Annotated in this window: 26 protein-coding genes; 16 read left to right on the forward strand and 10 right to left on the reverse strand. The window is 60.4% G+C overall.

Going from position 1 to position 26817, the window contains the following annotated elements:
• Positions 1-10 precede the first annotated feature (10 nt).
• Genes guaD through ATY80_RS26345 form a run of 3 tightly spaced genes read right to left on the reverse strand, consistent with a single transcriptional unit; the run spans position 11 to position 3029 of the window.
• Positions 11-1318 (reverse strand): guanine deaminase, encoded by a 1308-nt coding sequence (gene guaD / locus ATY80_RS26335; protein ID WP_088695242.1) that lies wholly within the window; start codon positions 1316-1318, stop codon positions 11-13.
• A gap of 44 nt (positions 1319-1362) precedes the next feature.
• Positions 1363-1794, reverse strand: coding sequence for a hypothetical protein (locus ATY80_RS26340; RefSeq protein WP_088695243.1), 432 nt, complete (start codon positions 1792-1794; stop codon positions 1363-1365).
• Positions 1791-3029 carry a urate hydroxylase PuuD gene (locus ATY80_RS26345; protein WP_088695244.1) on the reverse strand — a complete coding sequence of 413 codons (1239 nt, stop codon included), beginning with the start codon at positions 3027-3029 and terminating at the stop codon, positions 1791-1793. The genes ATY80_RS26340 and ATY80_RS26345 overlap by 4 nt, the downstream gene beginning before the upstream one ends.
• A gap of 759 nt (positions 3030-3788) precedes the next feature.
• Between ATY80_RS26345 and ATY80_RS26350 the strand changes: the two genes are divergently transcribed.
• Positions 3789-4121, forward strand: a complete 333-nt coding sequence (locus ATY80_RS26350; RefSeq protein ID WP_088695245.1) for a hypothetical protein — start codon at positions 3789-3791, stop codon at positions 4119-4121.
• Here the strand turns inward: ATY80_RS26350 and ATY80_RS26355 are convergent.
• Entirely contained in the window at positions 4118-5023 is a 906-nt protein-coding gene (locus tag ATY80_RS26355; protein WP_088695246.1) for a LysR substrate-binding domain-containing protein, read from the reverse strand. The two genes, ATY80_RS26350 and ATY80_RS26355, sit on opposite strands and share 4 nt — an antisense overlap.
• A gap of 101 nt (positions 5024-5124) precedes the next feature.
• Between ATY80_RS26355 and ATY80_RS26360 the strand changes: the two genes are divergently transcribed.
• The gene (locus ATY80_RS26360) at positions 5125-5328 is read left to right on the forward strand and encodes a hypothetical protein (protein WP_088695247.1); all 204 of its coding nucleotides are present in this window, start codon (positions 5125-5127) and stop codon (positions 5326-5328) included.
• Positions 5329-5373: 45 nt separating this feature from the next.
• Here ATY80_RS26360 and xdhB read toward each other — a convergent pair whose 3' ends face one another.
• The 3 genes from xdhB to ATY80_RS26375 are packed head-to-tail and all read right to left on the reverse strand — an operon-like array spanning position 5374 to position 9989.
• Positions 5374-7713, reverse strand: a complete 2340-nt coding sequence (gene xdhB, locus ATY80_RS26365) for a xanthine dehydrogenase molybdopterin binding subunit (protein ID WP_088695248.1) — start codon at positions 7711-7713, stop codon at positions 5374-5376.
• Positions 7713-9179: a xanthine dehydrogenase small subunit gene (gene xdhA / locus ATY80_RS26370; RefSeq protein WP_088695249.1), complete on the reverse strand. Its 1467-nt coding sequence runs from the start codon at positions 9177-9179 to the stop codon at positions 7713-7715. The genes xdhB and xdhA overlap by 1 nt, the downstream gene beginning before the upstream one ends.
• Positions 9180-9212: 33 nt before the next feature.
• Positions 9213-9989: a 3-hydroxybutyrate dehydrogenase gene (locus tag ATY80_RS26375; RefSeq protein ID WP_088695250.1), complete on the reverse strand. Its 777-nt coding sequence runs from the start codon at positions 9987-9989 to the stop codon at positions 9213-9215.
• Positions 9990-10165: 176 nt separating this feature from the next.
• On the opposite strand from ATY80_RS26375, the gene glpK reads away from it, so the two are divergent.
• Complete coding sequence (gene glpK / locus ATY80_RS26380; protein ID WP_088695251.1) at positions 10166-11659, forward strand: glycerol kinase GlpK; 1494 nt, start codon at positions 10166-10168, stop codon at positions 11657-11659.
• 122 nt (positions 11660-11781) lie between these two features.
• On the opposite strand, the gene ATY80_RS26385 is transcribed toward glpK, so the two are convergent.
• Positions 11782-12315, reverse strand: coding sequence for a LuxR C-terminal-related transcriptional regulator (locus tag ATY80_RS26385; protein ID WP_088695252.1), 534 nt, complete (start codon positions 12313-12315; stop codon positions 11782-11784).
• Positions 12316-12594: 279 nt separating this feature from the next.
• Between ATY80_RS26385 and ATY80_RS26390 the strand changes: the two genes are divergently transcribed.
• The 7 genes from ATY80_RS26390 (at position 12595) to map (ending at position 18459) form a co-directional block, all read left to right on the forward strand.
• Positions 12595-13536, forward strand: coding sequence for an MYG1 family protein (locus ATY80_RS26390; protein WP_088695407.1), 942 nt, complete (start codon positions 12595-12597; stop codon positions 13534-13536).
• A 200-nt stretch (positions 13537-13736) separates the two neighbouring features.
• Positions 13737-14111: a YciI family protein gene (locus tag ATY80_RS26395; protein ID WP_088695253.1), complete on the forward strand. Its 375-nt coding sequence runs from the start codon at positions 13737-13739 to the stop codon at positions 14109-14111.
• Entirely contained in the window at positions 14108-15367 is a 1260-nt protein-coding gene (locus ATY80_RS26400; RefSeq protein ID WP_088695254.1) for an RNA polymerase sigma factor, read from the forward strand. The genes ATY80_RS26395 and ATY80_RS26400 overlap by 4 nt, the downstream gene beginning before the upstream one ends.
• Before the next feature lie 101 nt (positions 15368-15468).
• Complete coding sequence (locus ATY80_RS26405; RefSeq protein ID WP_088695255.1) at positions 15469-15936, forward strand: SRPBCC family protein; 468 nt, start codon at positions 15469-15471, stop codon at positions 15934-15936.
• A gap of 29 nt (positions 15937-15965) precedes the next feature.
• Positions 15966-16382, forward strand: a complete 417-nt coding sequence (locus tag ATY80_RS26410) for a DoxX family protein (protein ID WP_088695256.1) — start codon at positions 15966-15968, stop codon at positions 16380-16382.
• Positions 16383-16533: 151 nt separating this feature from the next.
• Entirely contained in the window at positions 16534-17595 is a 1062-nt protein-coding gene (locus ATY80_RS26415) for an LLM class flavin-dependent oxidoreductase (protein ID WP_088695257.1), read from the forward strand.
• A 105-nt stretch (positions 17596-17700) separates the two neighbouring features.
• Positions 17701-18459 carry a type I methionyl aminopeptidase gene (gene map, locus ATY80_RS26420; RefSeq protein ID WP_088695258.1) on the forward strand — a complete coding sequence of 253 codons (759 nt, stop codon included), beginning with the start codon at positions 17701-17703 and terminating at the stop codon, positions 18457-18459.
• Positions 18460-18463: 4 nt separating this feature from the next.
• Here map and ATY80_RS26425 read toward each other — a convergent pair whose 3' ends face one another.
• A complete protein-coding gene (locus ATY80_RS26425) occupies positions 18464-19033 on the reverse strand; it encodes a PadR family transcriptional regulator (protein ID WP_088695259.1) in 570 nt (189 codons plus the stop codon).
• A gap of 128 nt (positions 19034-19161) precedes the next feature.
• Here ATY80_RS26425 and ATY80_RS26430 point away from each other — a divergent pair, with 128 nt between their 5' ends.
• The 3 genes from ATY80_RS26430 to ATY80_RS26440 all read left to right on the forward strand — a co-directional run bounded on the left by ATY80_RS26430 (position 19162) and on the right by ATY80_RS26440 (position 22810).
• On the forward strand, positions 19162-20367 hold the full coding sequence (locus ATY80_RS26430; protein WP_088695408.1) for a YbfB/YjiJ family MFS transporter: 1206 nt from the start codon (positions 19162-19164) through the stop codon (positions 20365-20367).
• A 127-nt stretch (positions 20368-20494) separates the two neighbouring features.
• The gene (sbmA, locus tag ATY80_RS26435; protein WP_088695260.1) at positions 20495-21760 is read left to right on the forward strand and encodes a peptide antibiotic transporter SbmA; all 1266 of its coding nucleotides are present in this window, start codon (positions 20495-20497) and stop codon (positions 21758-21760) included.
• A 156-nt stretch (positions 21761-21916) separates the two neighbouring features.
• The gene (locus ATY80_RS26440) at positions 21917-22810 is read left to right on the forward strand and encodes an amino acid ABC transporter substrate-binding protein (RefSeq protein ID WP_088695261.1); all 894 of its coding nucleotides are present in this window, start codon (positions 21917-21919) and stop codon (positions 22808-22810) included.
• Positions 22811-22882: 72 nt separating this feature from the next.
• Here ATY80_RS26440 and ATY80_RS26445 read toward each other — a convergent pair whose 3' ends face one another.
• On the reverse strand, positions 22883-23881 hold the full coding sequence (locus tag ATY80_RS26445; protein WP_088695262.1) for a polysaccharide deacetylase: 999 nt from the start codon (positions 23879-23881) through the stop codon (positions 22883-22885).
• 117 nt (positions 23882-23998) lie between these two features.
• On the opposite strand from ATY80_RS26445, the gene ATY80_RS26450 reads away from it, so the two are divergent.
• The 3 genes from ATY80_RS26450 to der all read left to right on the forward strand — a co-directional run bounded on the left by ATY80_RS26450 (position 23999) and on the right by der (position 26811).
• Positions 23999-24583, forward strand: coding sequence for an NnrU family protein (locus ATY80_RS26450; RefSeq protein WP_088695263.1), 585 nt, complete (start codon positions 23999-24001; stop codon positions 24581-24583).
• Positions 24584-24687: 104 nt separating this feature from the next.
• Positions 24688-25371, forward strand: a complete 684-nt coding sequence (locus tag ATY80_RS26455) for a tetratricopeptide repeat protein (protein WP_088695264.1) — start codon at positions 24688-24690, stop codon at positions 25369-25371.
• Between the two features lie 15 nt (positions 25372-25386).
• Positions 25387-26811: a ribosome biogenesis GTPase Der gene (gene der, locus ATY80_RS26460; protein ID WP_088695265.1), complete on the forward strand. Its 1425-nt coding sequence runs from the start codon at positions 25387-25389 to the stop codon at positions 26809-26811.
• Positions 26812-26817: the final 6 nt, after the last annotated feature.

Here is a 26817-nt window from a genome sequence, read left to right on the forward strand (position 1 = left end):
GCGGCGGATCTCAGATCGCGCTCTTGGCTGCGACGCCCGCCACGTAGGTCTCCACGATCGCGCGGTCATCGCCCATGGTCTGCAGCAGGAAGAGTTCTTCCGGCAGCGTCTTCACGACCTCCATTTTCAGCGCCATGGCGGGCGTCGCGGCGGCGTTGAGGACGACGATATCTGCGTCGGAGCCGACATCGAGCGTACCGATCCTGTCGGCAAGTGACAGCGACCGGGCGTTGCCCAATGTCATGTGGTAATAGCTCTCCAGCGGGTTCAGGCGTTCGCCCAGCAGCTGCTGGATCTTGTAGGCCTCGTCCATGGTGCGCAGCATCGAATAGCTGGAGCCGCCGCCGATATCGGTGGCGACGCCTATTCGAACCGGCTTTTCGCGGCGTGCCAGCGCCTTCAGCGGGAAGAGACCGGAACCGAGAAAGAGGTTCGAGGTCGGGCAGTGGACCGCAACCGAACCCGCCTCGCTCATCGCATCGGCTTCGCGATCCGAAAGATGGATGCAGTGGCCGAAGAGCGTCTTGTCGCCGAGCAGGCCGTAGCGGGCATAGATGTCGGTGTAGTCGATCGCCTCGGGATAGAGCTCGCAGGTGAACTTGATCTCGTCGTGGTTCTCGGAGAGATGCGTCTGGATGTGCAGGTCGGGAAACTCGCGGGCAAGCGCTTGCGTCGCCTCCATCTGCGCCGGCGTCGAGGTGATCGCGAAGCGGGGGGTGATTGCGACGTGGTTCCGGCCCTTGCCGTGCCACTCGGCGATGATCTGGCGGGTTTCGTCGTAGCCCATCTGTGGGGTGTCGAGCAGGCCCTGAGGGGCATTGCGATCCATCATCACCTTGCCGCCGACCATACGCATGTTGCGTCTCAGCGCTTCGGCGAAGAAGGCATCGGCTGAGGTCTTGTGGACGGAGCAATAGGCGACAGCCGTCGTCGTGCCGTGGCGCAGCAGCTCATCATAGAAATGCGTTGCGATCCGCTGGGCGTGACCGCTTTCGACGAAGCGGCACTCTTCGGGGAAGGTGTAGGTGTTCAGCCATTCAAGCAGGTTTGCGGCGTAGGAGGCGATCACCTGCATCTGCGGGAAATGCAGGTGCATGTCGATGAAGCCAGGCATGATCAGATGCGGACGATGATCGACGGTCACGGTATCGGCGGGAGCTTGCGCGCTGACCTGGTCATAGGCGCCGCAGGCTATGATCAGGCCGTCCTTGATCAAGAGGCCGCCGTCGCTTTCATAAAGATAGCTTCCGCTATCGCCAAGATCTTGGGGTGTGCGCAGAAAGGAGAGCAGGCGGCCGCGGAGGAGGGTATGTGTCATGGCTTTCTGCCTCTGTCGATTGTCTTCTTGTTACGCCGTTCGCGTCAGGGCGCCGGCTGGGCGGCAATGGCCGCCGGAGTGTCGGCGCAGCCGTACATGGTCTTGTCTGCGAATACCAGAACCGCGTTCAGTGTGTAGTGGCGATCGGACATGCCATCGGAGCACTCGCCTTTGGTCAGCGTCAGCTTGAAGGGCGCCGGTCCGTCGGCGATCGTCCAGGTGGCGCGATCGTTCTCAATGACCGGACCGGGGTTGGCGCTCTTCACGTCCTCGGCGCCCGGGCGGCTGAAGGTGAGGCCGTCGGTGCGGATCTTGATCGCCCAGAAGGGCTCCGTGCCGAGCGCGTTGAGATCGGCCGCAAAATAGCCTGCAGGTGCGGTCGGGCTGCCCTTCGCTGTCGTTGCGTCCGCACCGCTCTTGCCGCAAGCGGTCAGAATTGACGCAAGGAGCATGAGGCGAAGGGCGGCTGACATCATTCCTGTTTGCCTTCGACTGCGCTTTCGAACCAAGCGACGAGTAGCTTGCGCTCATCCGGGGTGATATCGGTCACGTTGCCGGGCGGCATGGCGTGGCTGCGGCCCGCCTGTATATAGATCTCGCGGGCATGAGCGGCAATTTCCGCATCGGTTTCAAGAACGACGTCTTTCGGCGGACGCGCCAGCCCCTCATAGGCAGGTTCGGCGGCATGGCACATCGAACAGCGCGTGCCGACAAGCTGCTTGACCGCGGGGAAATGCGCGTCGCCGGCGAATTCCTGGAAGGCAGGAGCGACGGCCTGCGCATCCTTCTCGCCGGTCAGCACCTTGGGCACCGTGGACAGCCACATGATCAGGATGAAGAGGATGACGGTGACGATCCAGGTCCAAGTCGGGCGACCCTTGCGGGCGTGCGTCGTGTTGAACCAGTGGCGGATGGTGACGCCCATCAGGAAGACGAGGGCCGCGATTACCCAGTTGTAGGCAGTGCCGAAAGCCAGCGGATAGTGGTTCGACAGCATGAAGAAGATGACGGGCAGCGTCAGGTAGTTGTTATGAAGCGAACGCTGTTTGGCGATCGCACCGTATTTCGCATCAGGCGTACGCCCCGCGATCAGGTCGGCGACGACGATCTTCTGATTCGGGATGATGATCATGAAGACGTTGGTCGACATGATCGTTGCCGTAAAGGCGCCGAGATGCAGGAAGGCGGCGCGGCCGGTGAAGAGCTGCGTATAGCCCCAGCCCATGAAGACGATCACGGCGTAGAGCACCGCCATCAGGCCCCAGGTGTTCTTGCCGAGCGGCGATTTGCACAAGAGGTCGTAGACGATCCAGCCGACGGCGAGCGAGGCAAGCGAGATCAGGATCGCCACCGGCGCGCTGATGTCGAGCACATGACGGTCGATGAGGAAGAGATCGGCGCCGCCATAGTAGACGATGCAGAGCATCAGGAAGCCGGAGAGCCAGGTGAAATAACTTTCGTACTTGAACCAGGTGAGGTGCTCCGGCATCTGCGCCGGGGCCACGAGGTATTTCTGGATGTGATAGAAGCCGCCGCCGTGAACCTGCCACTCCTCGCCATAGGCGCCGGGCGGAAGATGCGGCCGCTTCACCAGGCCGAGGTCGAGTGCAATGAAATAAAACGACGAGCCGATCCAGGCAATCGCGGTAATGACGTGGAACCAGCGGGCCGCAAAGGCCAACCATTCCCACGCGATGGCATATTCATACATTGAGTTCCCCTGTTCTTCCCTCGACTCGTCACATTGCAGAAAGTCGTGCCCGGAGGAAAGGGGATTGGCTGCTCGCTCGGAGCTATTGGCGCGAGAATAACCTCCAGTCGATCGCGGTAACGAACTTTTGAAAAGGTGCCACGGAAGCATGCACGCAGTCCTAGGCTCAAAACCTATGGGAAAAGCCAGACGCGTTGTTTTGATTTCATGCTCGGTTAGAGATCAAGGCGGTCTTGTCTTATCGGAAGCATGCTGACCCGGGAGATGGTGATCGACAGGACGGTCCAGCTCCTATGACCGATTGCGTCGAAGCTCGCGTTTGTTCTGTCTTGTCCTTCGAACGCGAACGAACTCGATCCCGATACGGCCGTAATACACAAACCATATCAATGTCCGAGGTAGCTGATCTTGTGGATCTCGCCGCGCAAATCAGATTCTCTGCCCGAACAGATGTTCCCCGGCATGCAGAAAGACCGGGGCTAAAACGCCGCGGACTAAGCCAACATATCGACGTTTTTTCATTGGATGCTCTTCCGTGCTGGAGATGTCAGCCATCGTGGAGACGGCTTGCCAACGGTCGATTGGTGAACGCCATGAATGGTAAAGCACCTTTGAAAATGCGGTTCGTCGACGCCGCCTCGCAGCACGTGAAGTGGCTTGAAATGTAACGCTTCGATTACAGTTTCATTTTTGAGGCCGCCGGGATGAGGTGGAAACCGCTTCATTCCGGCGGCGCATTCATCAACGGAGAAGATGCCAATGCGCAGCATTCTTGTGTGTGTGATGATTGCATTCGCGTCCGGCGCTTACGGCCATGACGCACCGTCCGGCTGGAGCTACGAGCCCTTCTGTTGCAACGGCGATAGCGAAACCGGGGATTGCCAGATGATCCCGCCGAAAAGCGTGGCGATCACGCCGCGCGGTTATCGGGTGACGCTGCTGCCGGGCGATCACCGACTTGTCACGCACGCGCATGTCTTCCTGCTTCCTATGGGAAAGGCCATGCGTTCAGGTGACGGCGACTACCATCTCTGCCTGTTCCCGAATGAGGATACGCCGCGCTGCTTCTACGCGCCGCAGATGGGTTATTAGCTGTCGTCGGTCCCGGTGAAGTTCATTTCCTCGAGAATCCAGTTTCGAAATGCCTTGATCTTCGGAACGTTGCGACGGGTCTCCGGATAGGCCAGCCAGTAGTCTCGCCCGTCATTGGCCGTTAAGGCAAACGGCTGATAGAGCCGTCCCGCGGCAATGTCCTCCAGGAAGTGGCCGGGGCTGAGAATAGCGACGCCTTGGCCGGCCATCGCGATATTGGCGTCCAGTACCTGAGTGCCGAATTCATTCTTCGGAAACTTCTCCAGACCCGGGTTATCGACATCGGCGGCATTGAACCACTGCAGCCACCACGGGTCCCGCGCACTTATCAGTGTCAGACGCAGCAGATCGGCGGGCGTGTTGATGCCGCCTGCCTTCTCGGCCAGCGCCGGACTCAACATCGGCGTGAAATCGAGACTCATGATCTTATGTGCGGTCAACCCCTGCCAGTCGCCCTTGCCCCAACGAATGGCGATATCGGCGGCCTCGCGATTGAAATCCACCAGCGATCCCGAGGTGATTAGCCGTACGGCGATATTTGGATGCTTCAACTGAAACGAGCCGATATGGCGTGACAACCATTGTTGCGCAAAAGTGGCCGTCGAGTGGATGATCAGCGTGTCCTCGATCTGCTCGCGAACCGACGCCATCGCTTCATGCAACATCGCGAAGGCTTCTGTCACCTTGGGCGCCAACCGCTCGCCAGCGTCGGTCAGCGCGATCTGACGCGGACGCCGCAGAAAGAGCGGCTCTCCGATATTCTCCTCCAGCAGTTTTACCTGGTAGCTGACGGCCGTTTGCGTCATGCCGAGCTCGTCGCCCGCCTTGGTGAAACTGCCGAGTCGCGCGACGGCCTCGAAGACCCGCAAGGCGTTCAACGGAAACTGCTTCGACAGCTTCATGGATAAGCTCTCTTTATGCGTGCAGATGATCGTTCGATTGGAATTGCAGCATTTATAGGCGCAATCTGCAATCGAATAGATCAGATTATTAAGGTGATGTCATGGATTGCGCCGCAATCGAGCAGGACAAGCAAGCAAGGGCTGCCCGGGCTTCTAGTTGGCTGTCCGACCTTGGCCGGAGACTGCTGCGTCGGCTTTCGGGATGGGACAGGCTGGAACTCGAGGGTATGCCGGATCGCATCAAGCGCGACCTCGGTTTTATGGACGGGCGCGAGCCGCGCTGCGACATCGAGTTCCGGCGATAGGCCGTGAGGCAGGGAGTGGCAGCACCCGAGGTGCTGCCCTTTTTGTTAGGCTTTCTTCATTCGCTCGACGGCCATCAGTACGCGCTCGGGCGTTGCCGGTGCGTCGAGCCGAGGGCAGACCTTGTAGTTCGCAACACTGGCGATCGCCATCGAAAGCGCTTCCAGCACCGAAATCGCCAGCATGAACGGCGGTTCGCCGACGGCTTTGGATCGGCCGATCGTATGTTCGGCATTCTCCGACCATTCCGCCAGCCGGACGTTGAAGCTCTTCGGGCGATCTGAGGCGAGGGGGATCTTGTAGGTCGAGGGTGCGTGCGTGCGCAGCCGACCCTTCTCGTCCCACCACAGCTCTTCCGTTGTCAGCCATCCCATGCCCTGAACGAATGCCCCCTCGACCTGACCGATATCGATCGCCGGGTTCAGTGAGCGACCGACATCGTGGAGAATATCGGTCCGTTCGATCATGTATTCGCCGGTCAGCGTATCGATCGACACTTCCGAGCAGGCCGCGCCGTAGGAATAATAGTAGAACGGCGTGCCGCGGCCGGCCGCGCGATCCCAATGGATCTTGGGCGTCTTGTAGAAGCCCGCGGCGGAAAGCTGGATGCGGGCGAAATAGGCCTGCTTGATGAAATCGGGGAAGGCAAACTCCTTGTCGCCAACCCGGACGCGGTTCGGCAAGAAGACAACGTCCGTCGGCGGCACGCCCCATTTTTCGGCGGCAAAAGCGACCAGCCGCTCCTTGATCTGGCGGGCGGCATCGTAAGCCGCCATGCCGTTAAGATCCGATCCTGACGATGCTGCCGTGGCCGAGGTGTTCGGGACCTTGCCTGTCGTCGTGGCCGTGATCTTTACTCGCTCGATGTCAACCTGGAAGCTGTCGGCCAGCACCTGCGCTACCTTCGTGTAGAGACCTTGGCCCATCTCCGTGCCGCCGTGGTTCAGGTGGATCGAGCCGTCCTGATAAACGTGAACGAGGGCGCCTGCCTGGTTGAAGGCGGTCATGGTGAAGGAGATGCCGAACTTCACCGGTGTCAGTGCAATGCCTTTGCGGATATAGCGGTTGTTGCGGTTGAACTCGACGATTGCGTTGCGGCGCGCCTGATAGTCGGCGCTTTCCTCAAGCTCATCGACGATGCGGCCGATTATGTTGCCCTCGACTTCCTGGTGGTAGGGGGTGAGCGTGCGACCCGAGCCGGGCTGTCCGTAGAAGTTCAGTTTGCGGACATCGAGCGGGTCCTTGCCGACGGCGTAGGCAATTTCCTCGATGAAGCGTTCCGCACCGAGCATGCCCTGCGGACCGCCGAAACCGCGGAAGGCGGTGTTCGAGACGGTGTGAGTCTTCAGCGGCTTCGATACCAGGTGAACATGCGGGTAGAAGTAGCTGGAATCCGCATGGAACAGTGCGCGGTCGGTGACAGGCCCCGAGAGATCCGAAGAGAAGCCGCATCGGGCGGCGTAGGTCGCTTCGACTGCGTGGATCCGCCCGTCGTCGTCGAAGCCAAGTTCGTAATCGACAAGAAAATCGTGGCGCTTGCCGGTTGCGGCCATATCCTCGTCGCGGTCGGGCCGGAACTTAATCGCACGCTTCAGCTTCTTGGCGGCGACTGCGGCAAGGGCTGCGAACTGGTTGCCCTGTGTCTCCTTGCCGCCGAAGCCGCCACCCATGCGGCGGACATTCACCGTTACCGCGTTCGACGGGATATCGAGGACGTGGCCGACGATATGCTGGATCTCGCTTGGATGCTGGGTTGACGACCAGACAGTAACCTCGTCATCTTCGCCGGGGATCGCCATGGCGATATGGCTTTCGAGATAGAAATGCTCCTGGCCGCCGATGCGCATCTGGCTCTTGAGACGCCGCGGCGCGTTTTCCATTTCCGTCTTCGCATCGCCGCGTTGCAGGGTCATGGGTGTGATGACGAGCGGGCTGCCGTTGGCAAGCGCGCCATCGATATCGCTCCAGTGCGGCAGATCGCGATATTCGATTTTCGCCTTACGGGCCGCTCGCCGCGCAATTTCGCGCGTTTCGGCAATGACGGCGAAGATCGGCTGGTTGTGGAATTCGACCTTTTTCTCGGCGAGCAACGGTTCGTCATGGCTGCCGTTGGAACTGACGTCGTTGACGCCTGGGACGTCCTTGCCGGTGAACACCCAGATGATGCCCGGTGTTGCTTCGACCTCCGAGAGGTCCATGCTGACGATCTCGGCGTGCGCCCGGTCGGACAGGCCCAAAGCGCCGTGCAGCAGGTCGACAGGCTCAGGAAGATCGTCGATGTAGTCGGCAGAGCCAGTCACATGCTTGTGCGCGGAATCGTGGCGCTGCGCGTCGTGCATCGCGCCGTTGATGATGAATTTGGGATCGGCGAAGCTCGACTTGTCCATTATGCCACCTCTTCGAAGCGGTGGAGTTCAGCCGGCGTTCCTGATGTTTCCAGGAAAAAGCGCGTCAACAGATTTTTCGCCGTCAGTTGGCGGTATTCGGCCGTTGCGCGCCAGTCGGTCAGCGGCTGGAAGTCGGCGTCGAATTCTGCCCGGGCCGCCTCGATGGTCTGTTCGGTCCAGGGTTTGCCCATCAGCGCGTTCTCGACATGGCGCGCGCGCTTCGGCGTTGCTGCCATGCCGCCAAAGGCGATCCGGATGTCGTTGACGTCGCCTTCGTCGTCCAGCGTGAGATAGAATGCTCCGAGAACCGCGGTGATGTCCTCATCACGGCGCTTGGTGACTTTGTAGACCGCAAATTGCGTGTCCTCGGCAGGATAGGGCACGAAGATGCTCTCTACGAATTCACCGGGGCGCCGATCCTGCTTGCCGTAAGCGATGAAGAAGTCCTCAAGCCGCAGCATGCGCGCTCCGTCCAGAGACCGCAGCGTCACGGTGGCGCCAAGGGCAATCAAGGGCGGTGGCGTGTCGCCGATCGGCGAGCCATTCGCGATATTGCCGCCGATCGTGCCCATGTTGCGCACCTGATCCCCGCCGATGCGGTTGATGAGACGGCCAAGTGTAGGCACCTTCCTGGCGATGGTCTCGAAGGCGCGGCTGTAGGTGACGCCTGCGCCGATCGTGAAGCCGCCATCGCCTGCGGTGATCGATTGCAGATCGGTCAGATGGTTGATGAAGACAACCGGATCCAAGGCACGCATCTGCTTGGTTACCCAAAGCCCGACATCGGTCGATCCCGCGACGATGGTGGCCGCAGGCTCTTCGGCCAGCACACGCGCCAGCGCGTCCGGCGATCCCGGGAGGACGAGCCGGCCCTCTGCCGTCGCGATCGAGATGGTCTCGCTGTTCCGCATCGCCCACAGGCGCGAGATGATTTCGGAGCGGGTCTTCTCGAGCGGGTCGAAGAGCGCGCTCGGACGGGTGTGACTCACCTGCTCGGCGGCCTTCACGATCGGCTCATAACCGGTACAACGACAGAGATTGCCTTGCAGCGCCTTTTCGATGTCGGCGCGGCTCGGCTTGTCGTTGGAAAGCCAAAGGCCATACATCGACATGATGAAGCCCGGCGTGCAGAACCCACACTGCGAACCGTGGCAATCGACCATTGCTTGCTGCACCGGATGCAGCGTGCCGTCCTTGGCAGCCAGATGCTCGACGGTAACGACATGGGTGGCGTTCAGCGATCCCATGAAGCGGATGCAGGCATTGACGGACTCATAGTGCAGTTTGCCGTCGATCAGCCGTCCGACGAGGACGGTGCACGCGCCACAATCGCCTTCCGCGCATCCTTCCTTCGTGCCGGTCAGCCGGCGCTTCAACCGGAGATAGTCGAGAAGCGTCTCAGTCGGCCGGACATCGCCAAGCGTGACGTCCTCGCCATTCAGGATGAAGCGGATGCTGTCGGTCATATCGTTCCCAGGTTTTATCTTTGTTTTGAATGGTTATGCCGCGGTCCAGCCACCGTCAATCGAGATATGGGTCCCGGTCACTTGCCGGGCTTCGTCGCTTGCGAGGTAGAGGGCCAGCGCGCCAATCTCTTCCGCCTTGACGAACTCATGCGTCGGCTGGGCCTTGAGGATCACCTCGGTTTTGACCTGTTCCTCGGTCATGCCGCGTGCCTTGGCCGTATCTGGTATCTGTTTCTCGACGAGGGGCGTCAGCACATAGCCCGGGCAGATCGCGTTCACGGTCACGCCAAATTCGGCAAGTTCGAGCGCCGCGGTCTTCGTCAGGCCTAATATACCATGCTTTGCCGCGACATAGGCGGATTTGAACGGCGACGCGACCAGGCCGTGCGCGGAGGCTATGTTGATGATGCGGCCCTGCTTCTTCGCCTTCATCAGCGGAATCGCCGCCCGCATCGTATGAAACGAACTGGAGAGGTTGATGGCTATGATCTGGTCCCACTTTTCGATCGGGAAATCTTCGATCTTCTCGACATGCTGAATGCCGGCATTGTTGACCAGCACATCCACACTGCCGAAGGTCTTTGCCGCTGTCTCTATCAGATCCGCGATTTCAGCCGGCTTCGTCATGTCCGCCGGATGATGGATCACCTTCGCCTTCGAGACTGATTCAAGGTTCTCGATTATCGCCTTGATTTCCTCGGACTTTCCGAAGCCGTTGATGACGATGTTGTCGCCCTTGCCGACAAAGGCTGTCGCAATCGCAAGCCCGATGCCGCTGGTGGATCCGGTTACGACGACTGTTCTGGCCATTCTCTTCTCCTCAAGCCTTTTTGCGACGCAATAGAGGTGAGGTTATGCGCAAAGCATCGCTGCTGGCAATTGCGCTGCTGCCAAATCTCTTGTGTCGAAGAGGGGCTGGGTGCTTTCCTCGCTTGCCCTCCTGTCCTATTGATTTTTCCCGACAATCACGATCAGCGGGGGCAGGCATGAGCGGATATGTTCTGGCAATCGATCAGGGGACGACATCGACACGGGCGATCGTCTTCGACGGTAAGATGCAGATCGCCGGTGCGGGCCAGAAGGAATTCCGCCAGATTTACCCGCAATCCGGCTGGGTCGAGCATGATCCCGAGGAAATCTGGGATTCCGTTGTCTCGACCATCAAGATGGCGATCCGCGAGGCGAGGATCGAGGCAAAGGACATTGCGGCGCTCGGCATTACCAACCAGCGCGAGACCGTTGTCGTCTGGGAGCGCGAGAGCGGCAAGCCGATCCATAACGCGATCGTCTGGCAAGACAGGCGCACGGCTAGCTACTGCGACAAGCTGAAGAGGCAGGATCTCGAAAAGACCTTCACCAAGAAAACCGGCCTTCTCCTCGATCCGTATTTTTCCGGCACCAAGCTTTCGTGGCTGCTCGCGAACGTCAAGGGCGCGCGGGCGCGCGCCGCGAAGGGTGAGTTGTGCTTCGGCACGGTCGATACCTTCCTGATCTGGCGGCTGACCGGCGGCAAGATGTTCGCGACCGATGCGACGAACGCCTCCCGCACACTGATGTACAACATTGCCGACAACACCTGGGACAAGGATCTGCTCGATATCTTGCGGGTTCCGGCGGCGATGCTACCCGAGGTGAAGGATTGTGCCGACGATTTCGGTACGACGGAGAAGGCTATCCTCGGAGCGGAGATCCCGATCCTCGGCGTTGCTGGCGACCAGCATGCCGCGACCATCGGGCAGGCTTGCTTCGAGCCCGGTATGATGAAGTCGACCTACGGCACCGGTTGCTTTGCGCTGCTCAACACCGGCAGTGATATGGTTCGCTCGAAGAACCGACTGCTGACGACGATCGCCTATCGGCTGAACGGCGAGACGACCTATGCGCTCGAGGGGTCGATCTTTATCGCGGGCGCGGCCGTGCAGTGGCTTCGTGACGGGCTTGGCATCATCGATACGGCCTCGCGTACCGGCGAGCTCGCCGACGCCGCCGATCCGACGCAAGAGGTCTATCTCGTTCCGGCCTTCACCGGCCTTGGCGCGCCGCATTGGGATGCGAATGCCCGGGGCGCGATTTTCGGGCTGACGCGCAATAGTGGCCCGAAGGAATTTGCTCGCGCCGCGCTCGAGGCTGTCTGCTACCAGTCGCGTGATCTGCTCGACGCCATGCACAAGGATTGGAAGGGCGGCGTGGAGAGCACTGTTCTTCGCGTCGATGGCGGTATGGTCGCTTCCGACTGGACGATGCAGCGGCTTGCCGACATTCTCGACGCGCCCGTCGACCGGCCGGTCATCCTCGAAACCACGGCGCTTGGCGCCGCATGGCTTGCCGGCAGCCGGGCCGGCGTCTGGCCGGATCGCGTCGGCTTTGCCAAGAGCTGGAAGTGCAACCGCCGTTTTGAACCCGAGATGGATGAGAAGACGCGTGTGGCAAAGCTCAAGGGGTGGCGTAGTGCCGTCAAGCGTACGCTCGCCGACCTGTGACGCGCGCGGGTCCCGCTTGGTTGGGATCAGGCATCTTTTCTGTATGGTCGCCAATTCGCTGCGCCGTGGCGTGGCGGTTTCGATCGAGCGTGCCGTCTAGCTCCACGTCCGAGCAGGCCGGTTTACTTGCCAAGTCCCACGACGAGGCGGGCGAGATCGATCTGACCACTCGTTCCCGTCTTCTCGAAAACCGTGTGGAGTTGAGCGCGGACCGTGCCGACGGAGACGTTTCGGGCCTTGGCGACAACTTCCACACTCTGACCAAGCCCGATCTCGCGCGCGACGCTGGCCTCGGCAGGCGTCAGGTCGAACAGACCTGCAAGGAGGCCGTCATCGACCTTAGCATCCCTGATCGCCGACGTTATCACAAGAAGCAGGTCCGCAGCGGCGAAAATGTCATGGGCCTCGCCGGCGATCGGCAATGCATGGACGACCATTCCCACGTGTTGTTCGTCGGCAGCGATCGGAAAGGATCCGCCCAACTTCACGACGCCGGCCTCGATCAGCGCCTCCCAACGGGCTTCCGTGGTTCGCTGTGCAAAAACCAGCCTGTGCCGCGAGTCGCGGATGACCTCCGGTATCAGCCTACTGAAGCCGCTGTTGGCATGAGCGACAGCGGGTAACGCTATCAACAGCACCAGAGAAATCGACCGCATTTCCTCCTCCTGTCGCTTGATATCCGGTATCGGGCCCACAACCCATCAATCAAAACAGAATAACGAGGCATTAGCCACGGCGCATATATCAAGTGATATAGACCACCGCAGAGCACGAAGTCCGGCGGATGCCGGCGAGGGCGCCGTCGTGTAGGTTGCCGCTTTTCGATCGCGAACCAAAAAGGGAATTGGGCCAATGACGGGTTGAGATGGCAGCCAGCAAGGGTTATGTGCTGCCGACCGCAAGCGGCCGTCGCAAACAACAAGGCGCATCCTGGCATGACACCAGATTTCCTCGTCACCCATTCCGGTGGTTTCCATGCCGACGAAGTGCTGTCGAGCGTCATCCTGACTCGGCTTTTCCCGCAGGCCCGTCTGATCCGCAGCCGGGCACCAGAGTGGATCACGCCAGGCGCCGATCGCATCATCTATGACGTCGGCGGCGGATATGACCCCGCTGTGCGTCTCTTCGACCACCATCAGCGCGGTGCGCCGCTGCGTGGGGATGGGCAGCCCTACAGCTCGTTCGGTCTGATATGGAAGCACTACGGTCGCGACTACCTGGTTGCCACAGGTGTTCCCGAAACCCACGTCGAGGCATTGCATGCCTCGTTTGATCTCGCCTTTGTGCTGCCGATCGATCTGACGGATAACGGCGCGCTCAGCCCGTCGGGACCGCTGGCCGGATTGACGTTGCCGGCCTTGCTTGAAACCTTGAAGCCGGTGTTCGACGAGACTGATCCGGATGCCGACGATCGCAGATTTCAGGACGCAGTGGTCATCGCCCGCAGTTTGGTCGAGGCGAAGATCGCCCAAAGCGCTGCGAAATTGCGGGCCGAGGCGCTTGTCCTGCAGGCAATCGTGCGTACGGGACCGGGGCGCGTCCTCGAACTTCCGACTGGAATGCCTTTCCGTCCTGCGATCGTAAAGGCCGGCGCCGATCATCTTCTCTTTGTCGTTCACCCGCGCGAAAGGGATTGGTGTGTGACCGGCATTCGCCGTGGGGACGAGGGGTTTGAGCTTCGAGCGGATCTGCCGGCTGCCTGGGCCGGCCTGACCAATCACGATCTGGAGGCTGTTTGCGGCGTGGAAGGCGCAACGTTCTGCCACAACGGCCGCTTCGTTGCGGCAGCCAAGACCCGCGAGGCCGCATTGGCTATGGCTGAGTTGGCGGTGCAGGAAGCCGTTGCCGTCGGCTCGGTCCAAACGGATGGGAACTGAGGTAGCGTAACGCTTCTCAGGCTGGTGGTCTTCATCTGAGAGGGTAGCGGCGTACGCGCCGTCTGCTTGGTCTCATATCGCGTTCGCCATTCTTGCTGCTCCTGGGGACACTCAGCATCTCCTTCCGCATGCTACAATTTTTTGCTGCGTCCTGTCGGATGTCGCGCTACTCCTTCGTCATTCGGGAAGAGGAGTAAGACATGCTTTATGCAATCCTTTGTTACGCCAATGAAGAGACCGTATTCTCCTGGACCAAGGAGGAGGAGGACGCCGTGATGGCGAAGCTCTACGCTGTCCAGGCACCCTTGGCAGAACGCGGCAAGCTTGGCCCTGTCGGCCGGCTGATGCCAACGACGGCGGCGACGACCGTGCGTAAAGGCAAGGAAGAACCGCTCGTTCTTGACGGTCCCTTCGCGGAAACGAAGGAAGCGCTTCTCGGTTTCTACGTCGTTGATTTCGATACTCTGGAGGAGGCCGTCGCCTTCTCCAAGGAGCTTTCCACCGTCAATCCTGGTTCCACCTCTTATGAAATTCGGCCGTTCTACGTGTTCCGGCCGGGAGCTTCTGCGACATGACAGACATTGCCTGGATCGACGTGACACTTGCTTCGGCCCGACCGAAGGCGCTTGGCGCGCTGCTCAGATACTTCCGCGATCTCGACATCGCGGAGGAGGCCTTTCAAGAGGCCTGCCTGCGCGCTATCCGCACTTGGCCGGACAAGGGGCCGCCGCGCGATCCGACGGCATGGCTGATCTTCGTCGGCCGCAACAGCGGCATCGACGCCGTGCGCAAGCGTTCAAAGACGCAGGCGCTTCCGGAGGAGGAACTGATCTCCGATACCGGCGATGCCGAAAGCGATATCGCCGAACGGCTGGACGATTCCAACTATCGCGACGATATCCTGCGGTTGCTCTTCATCTGCTGCCATCCGGATCTGCCCGCGACGCAGCAGATCGCGTTGGCGCTGCGCATTGTCTCGGGTCTTACGGTGCAGCAGATCGCTCGTGCCTTCCTCGTCGGCGAAAGCGCCATGGAACAGCGGATTACACGGGCCAAGGCACGGGTTGCCAAGGCAGGTGTGCCCTTCGAAACGCCGGATGCGCAGGAACGTGCCGAGCGGCTCTCGATCGTCAGTACGATGATCTATCTCATCTTCAACGAGGGCTACAGCCAGGCCGATCCGAAGCACGAGGCCTGTGCGTTCAGCGACGAGGCGATCCGGCTTGCGCGGCTTCTACTGCGCATTTTTCCCGGCGAGCCCGAGCTAATGGGGCTGCTCGCGCTGATGCTCCTGCAGATTTCGCGGCGCCAGGCCCGTTTCAACGGCGAAAACGATATCGTGCTGCTCGAGGATCAGGATCGCTCGCTTTGGAACCGCGAGCTGATAAATGAGGCGCTGGCGTTGCTCGACAAGGCGATCCGCCATCGCCAGCCGGGGCCTTACCAGCTGCAGGCCGCCATCGCGGCACTGCATTCCCGCGCCAAGCGCGCCGCAGATACCGATTGGGAAGAGATCGAGCTGCTTTATCGGACGCTGGAGCGTGTTCAGCCGTCACCCGTCATTACGCTCAACCGCGCCGTCGCCGTCTCCAAGCTCAAAGGACCGGAAGTGGCGCTGGCGCTCGTCGAAACGCTCGGCGAGAAGCTCGACGGCTATTTCTATTATCACGGTCTGCGTGGCGGCCTGCTGAAGCAACTCGGCCGCGCCCATGAGGCGCATGAGGCCTTCGATCGCGCCATCGCGCTTGCTCACTCGGCAGCGGAAGCCGCGCATATCCGCCAGCAGATCGACAGCCTCGCCCATGGGGATGCGCAGCCGGTCGCGAAATAATCTTCAAAAAGATCCTATCCGGTTGTCGGAGCCGGAAAAGCTCCCACGTCCTTGTAACAACCTGATCGAAAACAGGTTTCGTTCAACAGGAGAATGCTGAAATGACCGAGGAAGCTCAACACGAACTGGTTCTCGTCCGCGAATTCGACGCCCCGCGCGAGAAGATTTTTAAGGCCTGGACGGATCCCGTGCTGATGAAGGAGTGGTTCGTTCCGCGTCCCTGGAGCATCGCGGACGCCAAGCTCGACGTACGTCCGGGCGGCTCGAACCTTATTGTCATGCGCAGCCCCGAGGGCCAGGAATTTCCGAACCGCGGCGTTTATCTGGAGATCGTCGAAAACGAGAAAATCGTCTTTACCGACGCCTTCACCAGTTCCTGGGTGCCGTCTGAAAAGCCGTTCTTCGTCGGCATCATCCTGCTCGAAGACCTCGGCAACGGCCGAACGAAATACACCGCCAAGGCCCGCCACTGGACGGCCGCCGACAAGGAGCAGCACGAGCAGATGGGCTTCCACGAGGGGTGGGGCAAATGCGCCGATCAGCTCGCCGAACTACTTCCCAGGATCTGAAATCGGAATTGAAATAGGGGGATAGAGGTATGTCCGCAATTGTTGATTCAAGTGCCCGGCTTCCGCGCTGGCAAACCGTCACCGGCACTGTCATGAGCGGGTTGATCGTGGCCTTCCTCGTTTTCGACGGGGCCATCAAGCTGGTGCCGATCGCGCCGGTCACGGATACGATGACCGCGCTCGGCTACTCGGGCGATCCGATGCTTGCTCGCGGTCTCGGCATTGTGACGCTGTTGTGCGCGCTGCTCTATGCAATCCCGCGGACGTCGGTGCTCGGGGCAATTCTGCTCACAGGTCTGCTCGGTGGCGCGATCGCAACGCATCTGCGCGTTGGGAGCCCGATCTTCTCGCATTTGCTGTTCGGAGTCTATCTCGGGCTGATTGCCTGGGGCGGCCTTTATCTGAGATACGAAGCCGTTCGGAAAATGATTCCATTCAAGCTTTGAAGTCGTTGATTTCAGAATCAGAATTCCGCCGCGATCCCAAGTCGCGGCGGACTACCTATCAATATTCTCGAACGATCGGTTCCAGAATTTGTATTTGCGCTGAGGTCGCTCCGTCCTTATCTCCATCTGTAGATTCAACGGGATGCGAGCCATGGAACTAGGCCTCTACACCTTTGCCGACGTGAACCCGAATCCAAACCGAAGCAAGGGTGAGGAGGGGGCAGAGCGACTGAAGCATCTGCTCGAGGAAATCGAACTCGCCGATCAAGTCGGGCTGGATGTCTTCGGGTTGGGTGAGCATCACAGGCCGGACTATGCGGCTTCCGCTCCCGCCGTTGCGCTGGCTGCCGCTGCCGTGAAAACCAAGAACATCCGGCTAACCAGCGCCGTGACGGTCTTGAGTTCCGACGATCCGGTTCGGGTCTTCCAGCAGTTCGCGACACTGGACCTGCTTTCCAACGGACGTGCAGAAATCATGGCGGGACGGGGCTCGTTCATCGAATCCTTTCCTCTCTTTGGCTACAATCTGGAGGATTACGATCAGCTTTTCGAGGAAAAGCTCGATTTGCTGATGGCGCTCCGCGATCAGGAAACTGTCACCTGGTCGGGCGAACTGCGTGCGCCGATCAATGGGCGTGGCGTTTATCCCCGTCCGTTGCAGGACCCATTGCCCTTGTGGATCGCCGTCGGCGGCACGCCGCAATCGGTTGCCCGCGCCGGTGCCATGGGCTTGCCGGTAGCACTGGCGATCATCGGCGGCGAGCCGCGACGCTTCGCACCGCTGTTCGATCTCTACCGCGAAGCAGCGCGCCGGGCCGGACAGGAGGGATCGAAGCTGAAGACCAGCATCAACGTGCACGGCTACATCGCAGATACCACGGATGCCGCGGCCGATCAGTTCTATGGCCCGCAGGCCGAGGTGATGAACCGGATTGGCCGCGAGCGTGGCTGGGGGCCAACCAACCGGGCACATTTCGATATGTCGCGCGGACCGAACGGTGCGCTCTTCGTAGGTGAGCCGGAACTGGTGGCCGAGAAGATCATCGCGCATCATCGGCTGTTCAAGAACGAGCGCTTTTTGCTGCAGATGGCGATCGGCCTGATGCCCCACGACCAGATCATGCGCGGCATCGAGTTGTATGGCACGAAAGTCGCGCCAATCGTCAGAAAGGCATTGACTGAAAGCAGCGAAGAGGCGAAAGCCACCGCCTGAAGCTAGAGCATGATGCCGAAAGGATGAATTGGATTCCGAACGCCGTCGTGCTCTCATCCTGATCGAGAGCCGGCCGACCGGCCGAAGAAGGCCGGGTAGACATTCATGATCATTGAAAGCGAAGACGAACTCCTCAAGCTGAAGGAAATCGGCCGAATTTGCGCCAATGCCTTGCAGGTGATGAGCGCATCGCTTGAGCCCGGCATCACGACACTGGAGCTCGATCAGATCGGTCGCAAGGTGCTGGAAGATGCCGGCGCGCGTTCCGCGCCCGAACTTTGCTACCAGTTTCCCGGTGCGACCTGCATCAGCGTCAACGAGGAAATCGCCCACGGCATTCCGGGGCCGCGCATCATTCGTCCGGGGGATCTGGTCAATATCGACGTATCCGCGGAGAAGGACGGCTTCTTTTCCGACACGGGCGCATCGTTCAGTGTTCCACCTCACAAGTCAAAGATCGAAAAGCTCTGCCGCGATGGCAAAAGGGCGCTTTGGGTTGGTCTCAACCAGGTGAAATCGGGCGAGCCGCTCGCCAAGATCGGGCAGGCGGTCGGCGCCTTCGCCTTGAAGAACCGCTATACCCTCGTCGCCAATCTGGCGAGCCACGGGATCGGCCGCTCGCTGCACGAGGAACCGGCCGAACTCTCGACCTGGCCGGATCCATCCGAGAAGCGGATGATAACGGAGGGCCTTGTCTTCACTGTCGAGCCGTTCCTTTCGCTTGGTGCAACATGGGCGGAGGGGGGCGACGACGCCTGGACGCTCTACTCGGACCCGCAGGCTCCGACCGTGCAATACGAGCACACGATCGTCGCAACACGAAATGGTCCGCTGATCATGACGCTGCCGGAAGGCAGCGCCTGAGCCGTCACTCGCCCGAACGTCCGCCGGCAAGAATTTCACCGGCCGCGCGCTCGAGAATACCGGCGATCCGCTTGGCCTCGTCTTTCGACCAGGGATAGCGCAACCGAAGTGCGGATTTCAGCAGCATGCGTGCAGTTGCGACCTCGCTCTTGTCTTCCGGGAAGCCGTCCTCGTCCCGGTCGCCATTGCGGCTTTCGGGGTCGAAGATCCTGCGGACATGCGCCATCTTCGCGCCGATCTTTTCCAGTTTTCCGAGCGTCATGTCGATCATCGACTGGTTGTCTTCGACAAGCCTGCGACCGCTCTCCGTGATGCGGTAGAGCTTCTTGGTACCTTCGCTCTCGACGTCGGCAAGGCCGGTCTCTTCCAGGTAGGTTAACGCCGGATAGATTACGCCGGGGCTTGGAACATAGAAGCCGCCCGAGCGCTCTTCCAAGAGCTTGATGAGCTCGTAGCCATGGCGGGGTTGCTCCACCAGTAGGGCCAGGATCACCAGTTGCAGGTCGCCCGACGCAAATTTCCGCCCCATGCGAAAACCGCCGCCGCCCATCATTCCACCTCTAAAACCTCTCATAGGTCACTCCTTTGATGTATCTTTCACTATGTCGTAAAACATATATCGTAAGATAATCGCTTTCAAGGGGCGTCGGCATGATTTCGTGCGATTGATCAATCGATCAGAAATTCTTGATTGTCGCCGCCATGCTGCAGGGCGATAAGCACTGCATGTTGGCACGCAATGAAACTCTCCCCGAGAACCTGTTCAGGACCGGACTTGCAGGCGCGATCGCCATGGCAGCTGCCATGGGTTTTGGCCGCTTTTCTTATACCCCAATCCTGCCGAGCATGATTAGCGGCGTGCCGCTATCGGCCGCCGATGCAGGCTTCATCGCCTCTGCGAATTTCGTCGGCTATCTCGTCGGCGCGGTTCTCGCCGCCTATGGCTGGGCAACCGGATGGGAGCGCAAGGTGGCGCTTCTTGCACTGGCGGCGACGGCGTTGCTTCTTGCGGCCATGGCCATGACAACATCCGTTCCGGTCTTTGCCATCATCCGTTTCCTGGCGGGTGTTGCGAGCGCCTTTGCTCTCGTTTTCAGTTCGCAGATTGTGCTCAGCCACGGGGCCTTGGCCGGTAATGACCATGTGCAAGCGGCGCATTTCGGTGGCCCGGACGCTGGCATCGCGCTCTCGTCCGTCATGGTTTTGCTGGTCGGGCTGCTCTTTGATGGAAGCGCAGACGCTTGGCGGGCATCCTGGATCGGCGGCGCCCTATATTCGGCCGCCAGCCTGATAGCGGTCTGGTGGTTGCTTCCGGCAGGGCCGGCTGCCGCGGCGCAGACTGGCAAGGAACCGCGGATCGCCTGGAGCGTCCCAATGCTGCTCGTCGTGGCGTCCTATGGCCTGTTCGGATTCGGCTATGTGATTACCGGCACGTTTCTGGTCACGATCGCGCGCATGGACGCTGCCGGGCCGACGGTCGAATTTCTCTGCTGGTTCATCGCCGGTCTGACGGCGTCGGTGGCGCTCTTCGCCTGGAAGCCCTTCGTCCGTCCGCTGGGATTGGGGATGGTGTATGTGGCCGCATTGCTGATCGAGGCCGTCGGGGTACTCGCGACCGTTCTCCTGTCTCGCTCGGTGGCTCCGCTCATCGGTGGCGCCCTGTTTGGCGCGACCTTCCTCGCGATCACCGCCTATGGCCTACAGATCGGCCGCAAGCTCTCGCCGGCCAGCCCGCGGCGTATCCTTGCGACGATGACGGCGGCGTTCGGGGTCGGGCAGATCGTCGGTCCCATCGTCGCGGGTTGGATGGCCGAGCGAACCGGCAACTTCACGACGCCGACTTACGCCGCGGCCGCGGCGCTGCTGGTGTGCGCGATGCTGGTGATACCGGTCGCCAGGAAGCTGTGATAGTGCCTTACAAGTGCGTAACAATAGGGTGAGCCCATTGCCGCCCTTTGCGAACTGCCGTAGTTTTCGCCGCAATTGGTCTGTTTAGAGACTCCGAAGACTCCAGTTCAGGAAAGCAAGCTCTCCCGTGTTCGTATCCTATTTCCCCAAGCCTAGGCTTTTCTTCATCTCAGCTGTCGCTTGGGCACTTCTGGCCGTTCTCTTTTGGTATTTCGTGGGCTCCGGCCTCGGTTCGGTGATTGGCCTCGCGCCACTGCCTCCCGGGGAGGAAGCTCCGATCGGTGTCTCGGTCTTCTGGTCGGCTCCATTCCTCTGGTTCTATATCTATTACACTGTGGCAGTCGCGCTCTTCGCCGCGTTCTGGTTCACCTACAGCCCACATCGCTGGCAGCTATGGTCGGTGCTGGGTTCCGCCCTGATCATCTTCAATACCTATTTCTCGGTTCAGGTGAGCGTTGCCATCAACGCCTGGTATGGGCCTTTCTATGACTTGATCCAGCAAGCGCTCGCGAAGACGGCACCAGTCACCGCGGCGCAGCTCTATCTCGGCATGTTGGGCTTTGCCGGCATCGCCTTCGTGGCAATCACCGTCGGCGTGCTCAACCTTTTCTTCGTCAGCCACTGGATCTTCCGCTGGCGCACGGCGATGAACGAATACTACATGTCGTACTGGCCGAAGCTTCGCCATATCGAAGGTGCTTCGCAGCGTGTTCAGGAAGACACGATGCGCTTCTCTTCGACGGTGGAAAGCCTTGGAGTCAGCCTTGTCAGCTCGGTCATGACGCTGATCGCCTTCCTGCCGGTGCTGTTCAAGATCGGCGCCAACATCACGGAATTGCCGCTGATCGGCGAGGTGCCGCATGCGCTCGTCTGGGCGGCACTGTTCTGGTCGATTTTCGGAACGGTTTTCCTCGGTTTGGTCGGTATCAAGCTGCCGGGCCTCGAGTTCCGTAACCAGCGTGTCGAGGCCTCGTACCGCAAGGAACTCGTCTACGGCGAAGACCACGCGGACCGCGCGACGCCGCCAACGGTGGCCGAGCTTTTTGCCAACGTGCGCCGCAACTATTTCCGGCTCTATTTCCACTACATGTATTTCAACGTCGCCCGCATCTTCTATCTGCAGGCCGACAACCTGTTCAGCCTCATCGTGCTCGTGCCGTCGATTGTCGCCGGCAAGCTGACGCTTGGCCTGATGACGCAGATCAACAACGTGTTCGATCAGGTGCGCGGCTCCTTCCAGTATCTGGTCAACTCGTGGACGACGATCGTCGAGCTGTTGTCGATCTACAAGCGCCTGCGCACCTTCGAATCCGCGATCGGGGGCGAGCCGTTGCCAGATATCGACCAGCGCTATCTGGAGCGCGAGGCGGGCATCATCCACGCCGACGGCTAATCCCGTCGGCTGCAGGAAACCGGAATGGGTCGCAAATGCCGTCATGCCGTTCGTGCCGCTTTTGCGCCGACGGCTGCCTCGGTTGACAAATGGCGGGCGGCCCATAATCTGCGAGTACGCCTTTGAGGTTGTACTCGTTTTTCGGAGATGAGGATCATGCCTATCGCAGAGTGCATGAGACGGTTTCTGCTGGCGAGCCTTGCCCTTTGCCTTTCTGCTTTCGCGGCAGGCGCTGCGACGCTCGACTTGATAACCCAGCGCAGTATCCTGCGCATCGGCTATATCGCTGACGAGGCGCCCTTCTCCTCGAACAAGCCGGGCGCCGCTCCGACGGGATATGCCATCGACCTGTGCGGCAAGATTGCCGATGAAATAGAGCATCAGTTTCCGCAATTGAAGCGCGAATACATTGAAATGACGCTCGCGAACGGCTTCGATGGAGTGAAAAATGGACAGGTCGATCTGCTTTGCGGTGCGATCACCGTCAATTTGAAGAGGCGGGAGATCGTCGACTTTTCACAACCAATCTTCCTTACGGGGGCGACCGCGCTGCTCCGCAAGGATTCACCGAATTATCTGCAGACTCTTTTTGTCGAAAAGCCCGCTGTTCATGCCGTTAGCGAGCATGTCGCATCCACACGCGTAATCGGCGTGCACGCAAGCACGACAACAGGCACAACGCTGCGCGAGGCATTGGCAACCCAGGTGTCGAAGACGAAACTTGCCGATTTCGAAACGCACCAGGACGGTCTTAAGGCGCTGGAGGATCACAAGATCGATGCCTATATCGCTGATCAGGCGCTGCTGATCAGCCTCGCCAAGCGGGCGCACGATCCGTCCTCACTCGAGATCGGCGACCGGCTCTTTACGCATGAACCCTATGCGATCGCGCTACCACGCGACGACGCCGATTTCCGCCTGCTGGCCGATCGGGCGTTGACGGAGTTCTATCTGTCGGAGGATTTTCTGCCGCTGCTCGAAACCTATTTCGGAGCCGAGGCGGCGCCGATGCTGCACACGCAAATCATCATGGAGCATGTGCCCGATTGAGAGCCCGCGCGTTCAATCTCACGTGCGGCTGTTCTCATACCCGGCAAAAGCATACGTGACGGTAGTGCTTCCCTATAGCCCTGAGGTTTGCGTTTGCTCCTGCAGCTTGCCGCGCGCCTCGATCATCGGGATCGCTTCGGAATAGCTGACGCAGGCGACGTCCGCGCGGTGACAGACATCGCTCACCAGCCGGTCGAGCGCGCGCCAGTAGGCGCCACCGTTCATCTCGACGAAGTGGAAGCCGAGCTGCAGCGGAATACGGCTGCCCGTGTACTGCTTGTCGAACGCCTCCTTGAAGGCCGCATACGAACGCTCTTCAAATGCCTTCGAATCGGCCTTGTCCTCCTCGCCGTTAGAATGGCGAACGAAAAGGTTGTAGTCCATGCCGATGATAGGCTTCTCGCGCGGGCCTTCGGGGATCAGCGGCAGGCCGAAGCGGACGACGCCGGCCTCCTCAAGCGGTATGGCGGGTCCCTTGGTCACGAGGCTTGCGTCATAGGTGAAGCCGGCCTTTTTCTCCGCCGCTATCATGTCTGCGCCCGGCGTCGCCGAGAGGTAGGGGGCGCGGAAGCCGTGGATGCCGTGATCGACCAGGTCCTGCCAGCCCTTCGGCTCTTCGAGATCGACGCTCTTCCAGGCGCGTTTCAGTGTGGCGCGGAATGTCGCGAATTCCTTCGACCAGTCGGCTTCGCTCCATTGGCGACCATCGAAATGGCCGCAAGCATGGCTCGATATGTCGTGGCCCTCGAGGTGGGCGTGCCAGATATTGCCGAGCCTCTCGCGGATCTCGTCGTCGCTCTGGGCAAAGCCGACGTTGGATTTGCCCTGTTTTTCATGCGGTGCCTGATAGGCCTTCTTGGCCGCCTGGTTCATCAGGAAGGTGCAGGAGAGGAAATAAGTGAAATGCGCGCCGTTCTTCGCCGCCATTTCACGGCTCTTCTGCCAGAGCGCGTTGGCGTGCGCGCCGTCGAAGGAGATGATAACCAGCTGTTTCGGCTGGTCGACTGCGCCGGCCGCGCTGGGAATGAGCAAAGAGAGGGCGAGGGAGGCTTTGAAAAACGAACGAAACATGGACACCGCGACAATTTGTTTGCGGTTTTCCTGTTACAGAAATGCGGCGAAGCTGCGGTGACGCTAGCGTTTTTGTGCCGCTGCGGCTAAGTCTCAGAAAACGCACAGGAGATCGCCATGGCATTGCTCGTCGTCGGTATCATCATTTTCCTAGGGCTTCATCTGATCCGTGTCATTGCGCCCGGTTTTCGCCAGTCCATGATCGACAGTCTTGGCGAGAACGGTTGGAAGGGCGTCTATTCGGTTGTCAGCATTCTCTCGCTGATCTTGCTCATCTATGGCTTCGGTCAGGCCCGACAGGTGACCGGCGTTCTCTACACTCCACCGGTCTGGATGGCGCATATCACGCTGACCCTGATGCTGCTCGCCTTGATCTGTCTGGTCGCCTCGCTGCTGCCGGCGGGGCATATTGCAGTCAAGACGAAGCATCCGATGGTGTTGTCGGTGAAGATCTGGGCTTTCGCGCATCTCTTGGCCAACGGCGAGACCTCTTCGGTGCTCCTGTTCGGTGCCTTCCTCGCATGGGGCGTCATCCTGCGCATTGCGCTAAAGCGCCGCGAACGGGCAGGCGGGCTTACCCTACGGCCCTTCGTCTCGGGGAAGTATGACCTCTATGCCGTGATCATCGGCGTCGTGGCCTGGGCACTTATCACATTCAAGCTGCATGAGCTGTTGATCGGGGTGGCTCCGATCGTTATGTGACGAATCTTTCCAATCCCCCTTACAACTGCTGAAAAATGGGGTAGAAGGCCCCACAATGTGCGTGCAATCCGCATGCCGAAGCATATCCGCGCCCGGAGACGAGAATGGCATTCAACGACGACAGCTTCATTCGTGAAGTCAATGAGGAACTGCGTTCCGACCAGGTGAAAGGCGCATGGCGTCGGTTTGGTCGCTACCTGATTGCGCTCGCTGTCCTGATCGTGCTCGGTACCATCGGCTACAAGGTCTATGAATATTGGGACGATAACCAGTCCTCCGGCACGGGCGACAAGTTCATCGCCGCGATGAAGCTTGCCGATGAGAACAAGCACGCCGAGGCGCTGGCAGCGCTCGAGACGCTGGAAAAGGAAGGCCACGGATCCTATCCGATCCTGGCGCGGCTGCGCGCGGCCAGCGTGCTGGCCCAGAAGGGTGATACGGCAGGTGCCGTTGCCGCCTTCGACGTGATCGGTAAGGACAACGCCGCACCGGCAGCCGTGCGCGATGCCGCCAAGATGCGCGCCGGCTGGTTGCTGATCGAGAGCGGCTCGTACGATCAGGTTTCCGCACAGGTGGAGGAAATGGCTGTTCCCGGCAACGCCTTCCGCCACTCCGCCCGCGAAGCGCTCGGCCTTGCCGCCTATAAGGCCGGCAATATGAGCCAGGCGCGCCAGTGGTTCCAGGCGATCGCCGACGATGCGCAGAGCCCGCGCAATGTTGCCAATCGTGCCCAGATGATGCTTGATAACATCACCGCATCCGGCAAGGCGCCCGCCGCACAGGGCTGAAAGTAAGGAATTTCAATGAGCTTTACGGTCGCCATTGTCGGTCGCCCGAATGTCGGCAAGTCGACGCTTTTCAACCGCCTGGTTGGGAAGAAGCTGGCGCTTGTCGACGATACGCCGGGTGTCACGCGCGACCGTCGCCCGGGCGAGGCACGGCTGGTCGACCTGCGGTTCACCATCGTTGATACCGCCGGTCTTGAAGAGGCCCATGAAGAGAGCCTGCAGGGCCGCATGCGTGCGCAGACCGAAGCGGCGATCGACGAAGCCGACCTTTCTCTGTTTGTCGTCGATGCCAAGACCGGTCTGACGCCTGTTGACACGGCGCTTGCTGAAATGCTGCGCCGTCGAGGCAAACCGGTGGTTCTCGTGGCCAACAAGTCGGAAGCGCGCGGATCGGACGCCGGTTTCTATGATGCCTATTCGCTCGGCCTTGGGGAGCCGACGCCAATCTCGGCCGAACACGGGCAGGGGATGCTCGACCTGCGAGACGCTATTATTGCCGCGCTCGGCGAAGATCGCGCGTTCCCGCCGAAGGAAGATGTCGCCGTCACCGACGTCGATATCCCTCAGCCGACCGATGAGGACGGCGAGGAAGAGGACGAACCTCTATATGACGACACCAAGCCGCTGCGCGTGGCGATCGTCGGCCGTCCGAATGCCGGCAAGTCGACGCTGATCAACCGCTTCCTCGGTGAAGACCGGTTGCTGACCGGACCGGAAGCCGGCATCACGCGCGACTCCATCTCCGTGGAATGGGACTGGCGTGGTCGCACCATCAAGATGTTCGATACGGCAGGTATGCGCCGCAAGGCGAAGGTGATCGAAAAGCTGGAAAAGCTCTCCGTCGCCGATGCGCTGCGCGCCATCCGCTTCGCCGAGCTCGTCGTCATCGTCTTCGATGCGACGATTCCGTTCGAGAAGCAGGACCTGCACATCGTCGATCTCGTCCTGCGCGAAGGGCGAGCTGCCGTGCTCGCGTTCAACAAGTGGGACATGATCGAGGAGCCGCAGGCGGTTCTTGCGGATCTGCGCGAAAAGACCGACCGGTTGCTGCCGCAGGCGCGTGGCATCCGCGCCGTGCCGATCTCCGGCCAGACCGGCCGCGGGCTCGACAAGCTGATGCAGTCGATCATCGATACGGACAAGGTCTGGAACAAGCGCATTTCGACCGCGCGGCTCAATCGCTGGCTGGAGCAGCAGCAGGTTCAGCATCCGCCACCGGCAGTTTCCGGCCGTCGTATCAAGCTCAAGTATATGACACAGGTGAAGGCTCGCCCGCCGGCCTTCATGATCTCCTGCACGCGCTCGGACGCGCTGCCGGAGTCGTACACCCGCTATTTGATCAACGGCCTGCGCAACGATTTCGATATGCCGAGCGTGCCGATCCGCATTCACTATCGTTCGCCCGACAATCCGTACGAGTCGAAGAAGAAGCGGACCTGAGGGCAG

The sequence above is a fragment of the Rhizobium sp. R711 genome (assembly GCF_002211365.1).
Classification (GTDB): domain Bacteria; phylum Pseudomonadota; class Alphaproteobacteria; order Rhizobiales; family Rhizobiaceae; genus Rhizobium.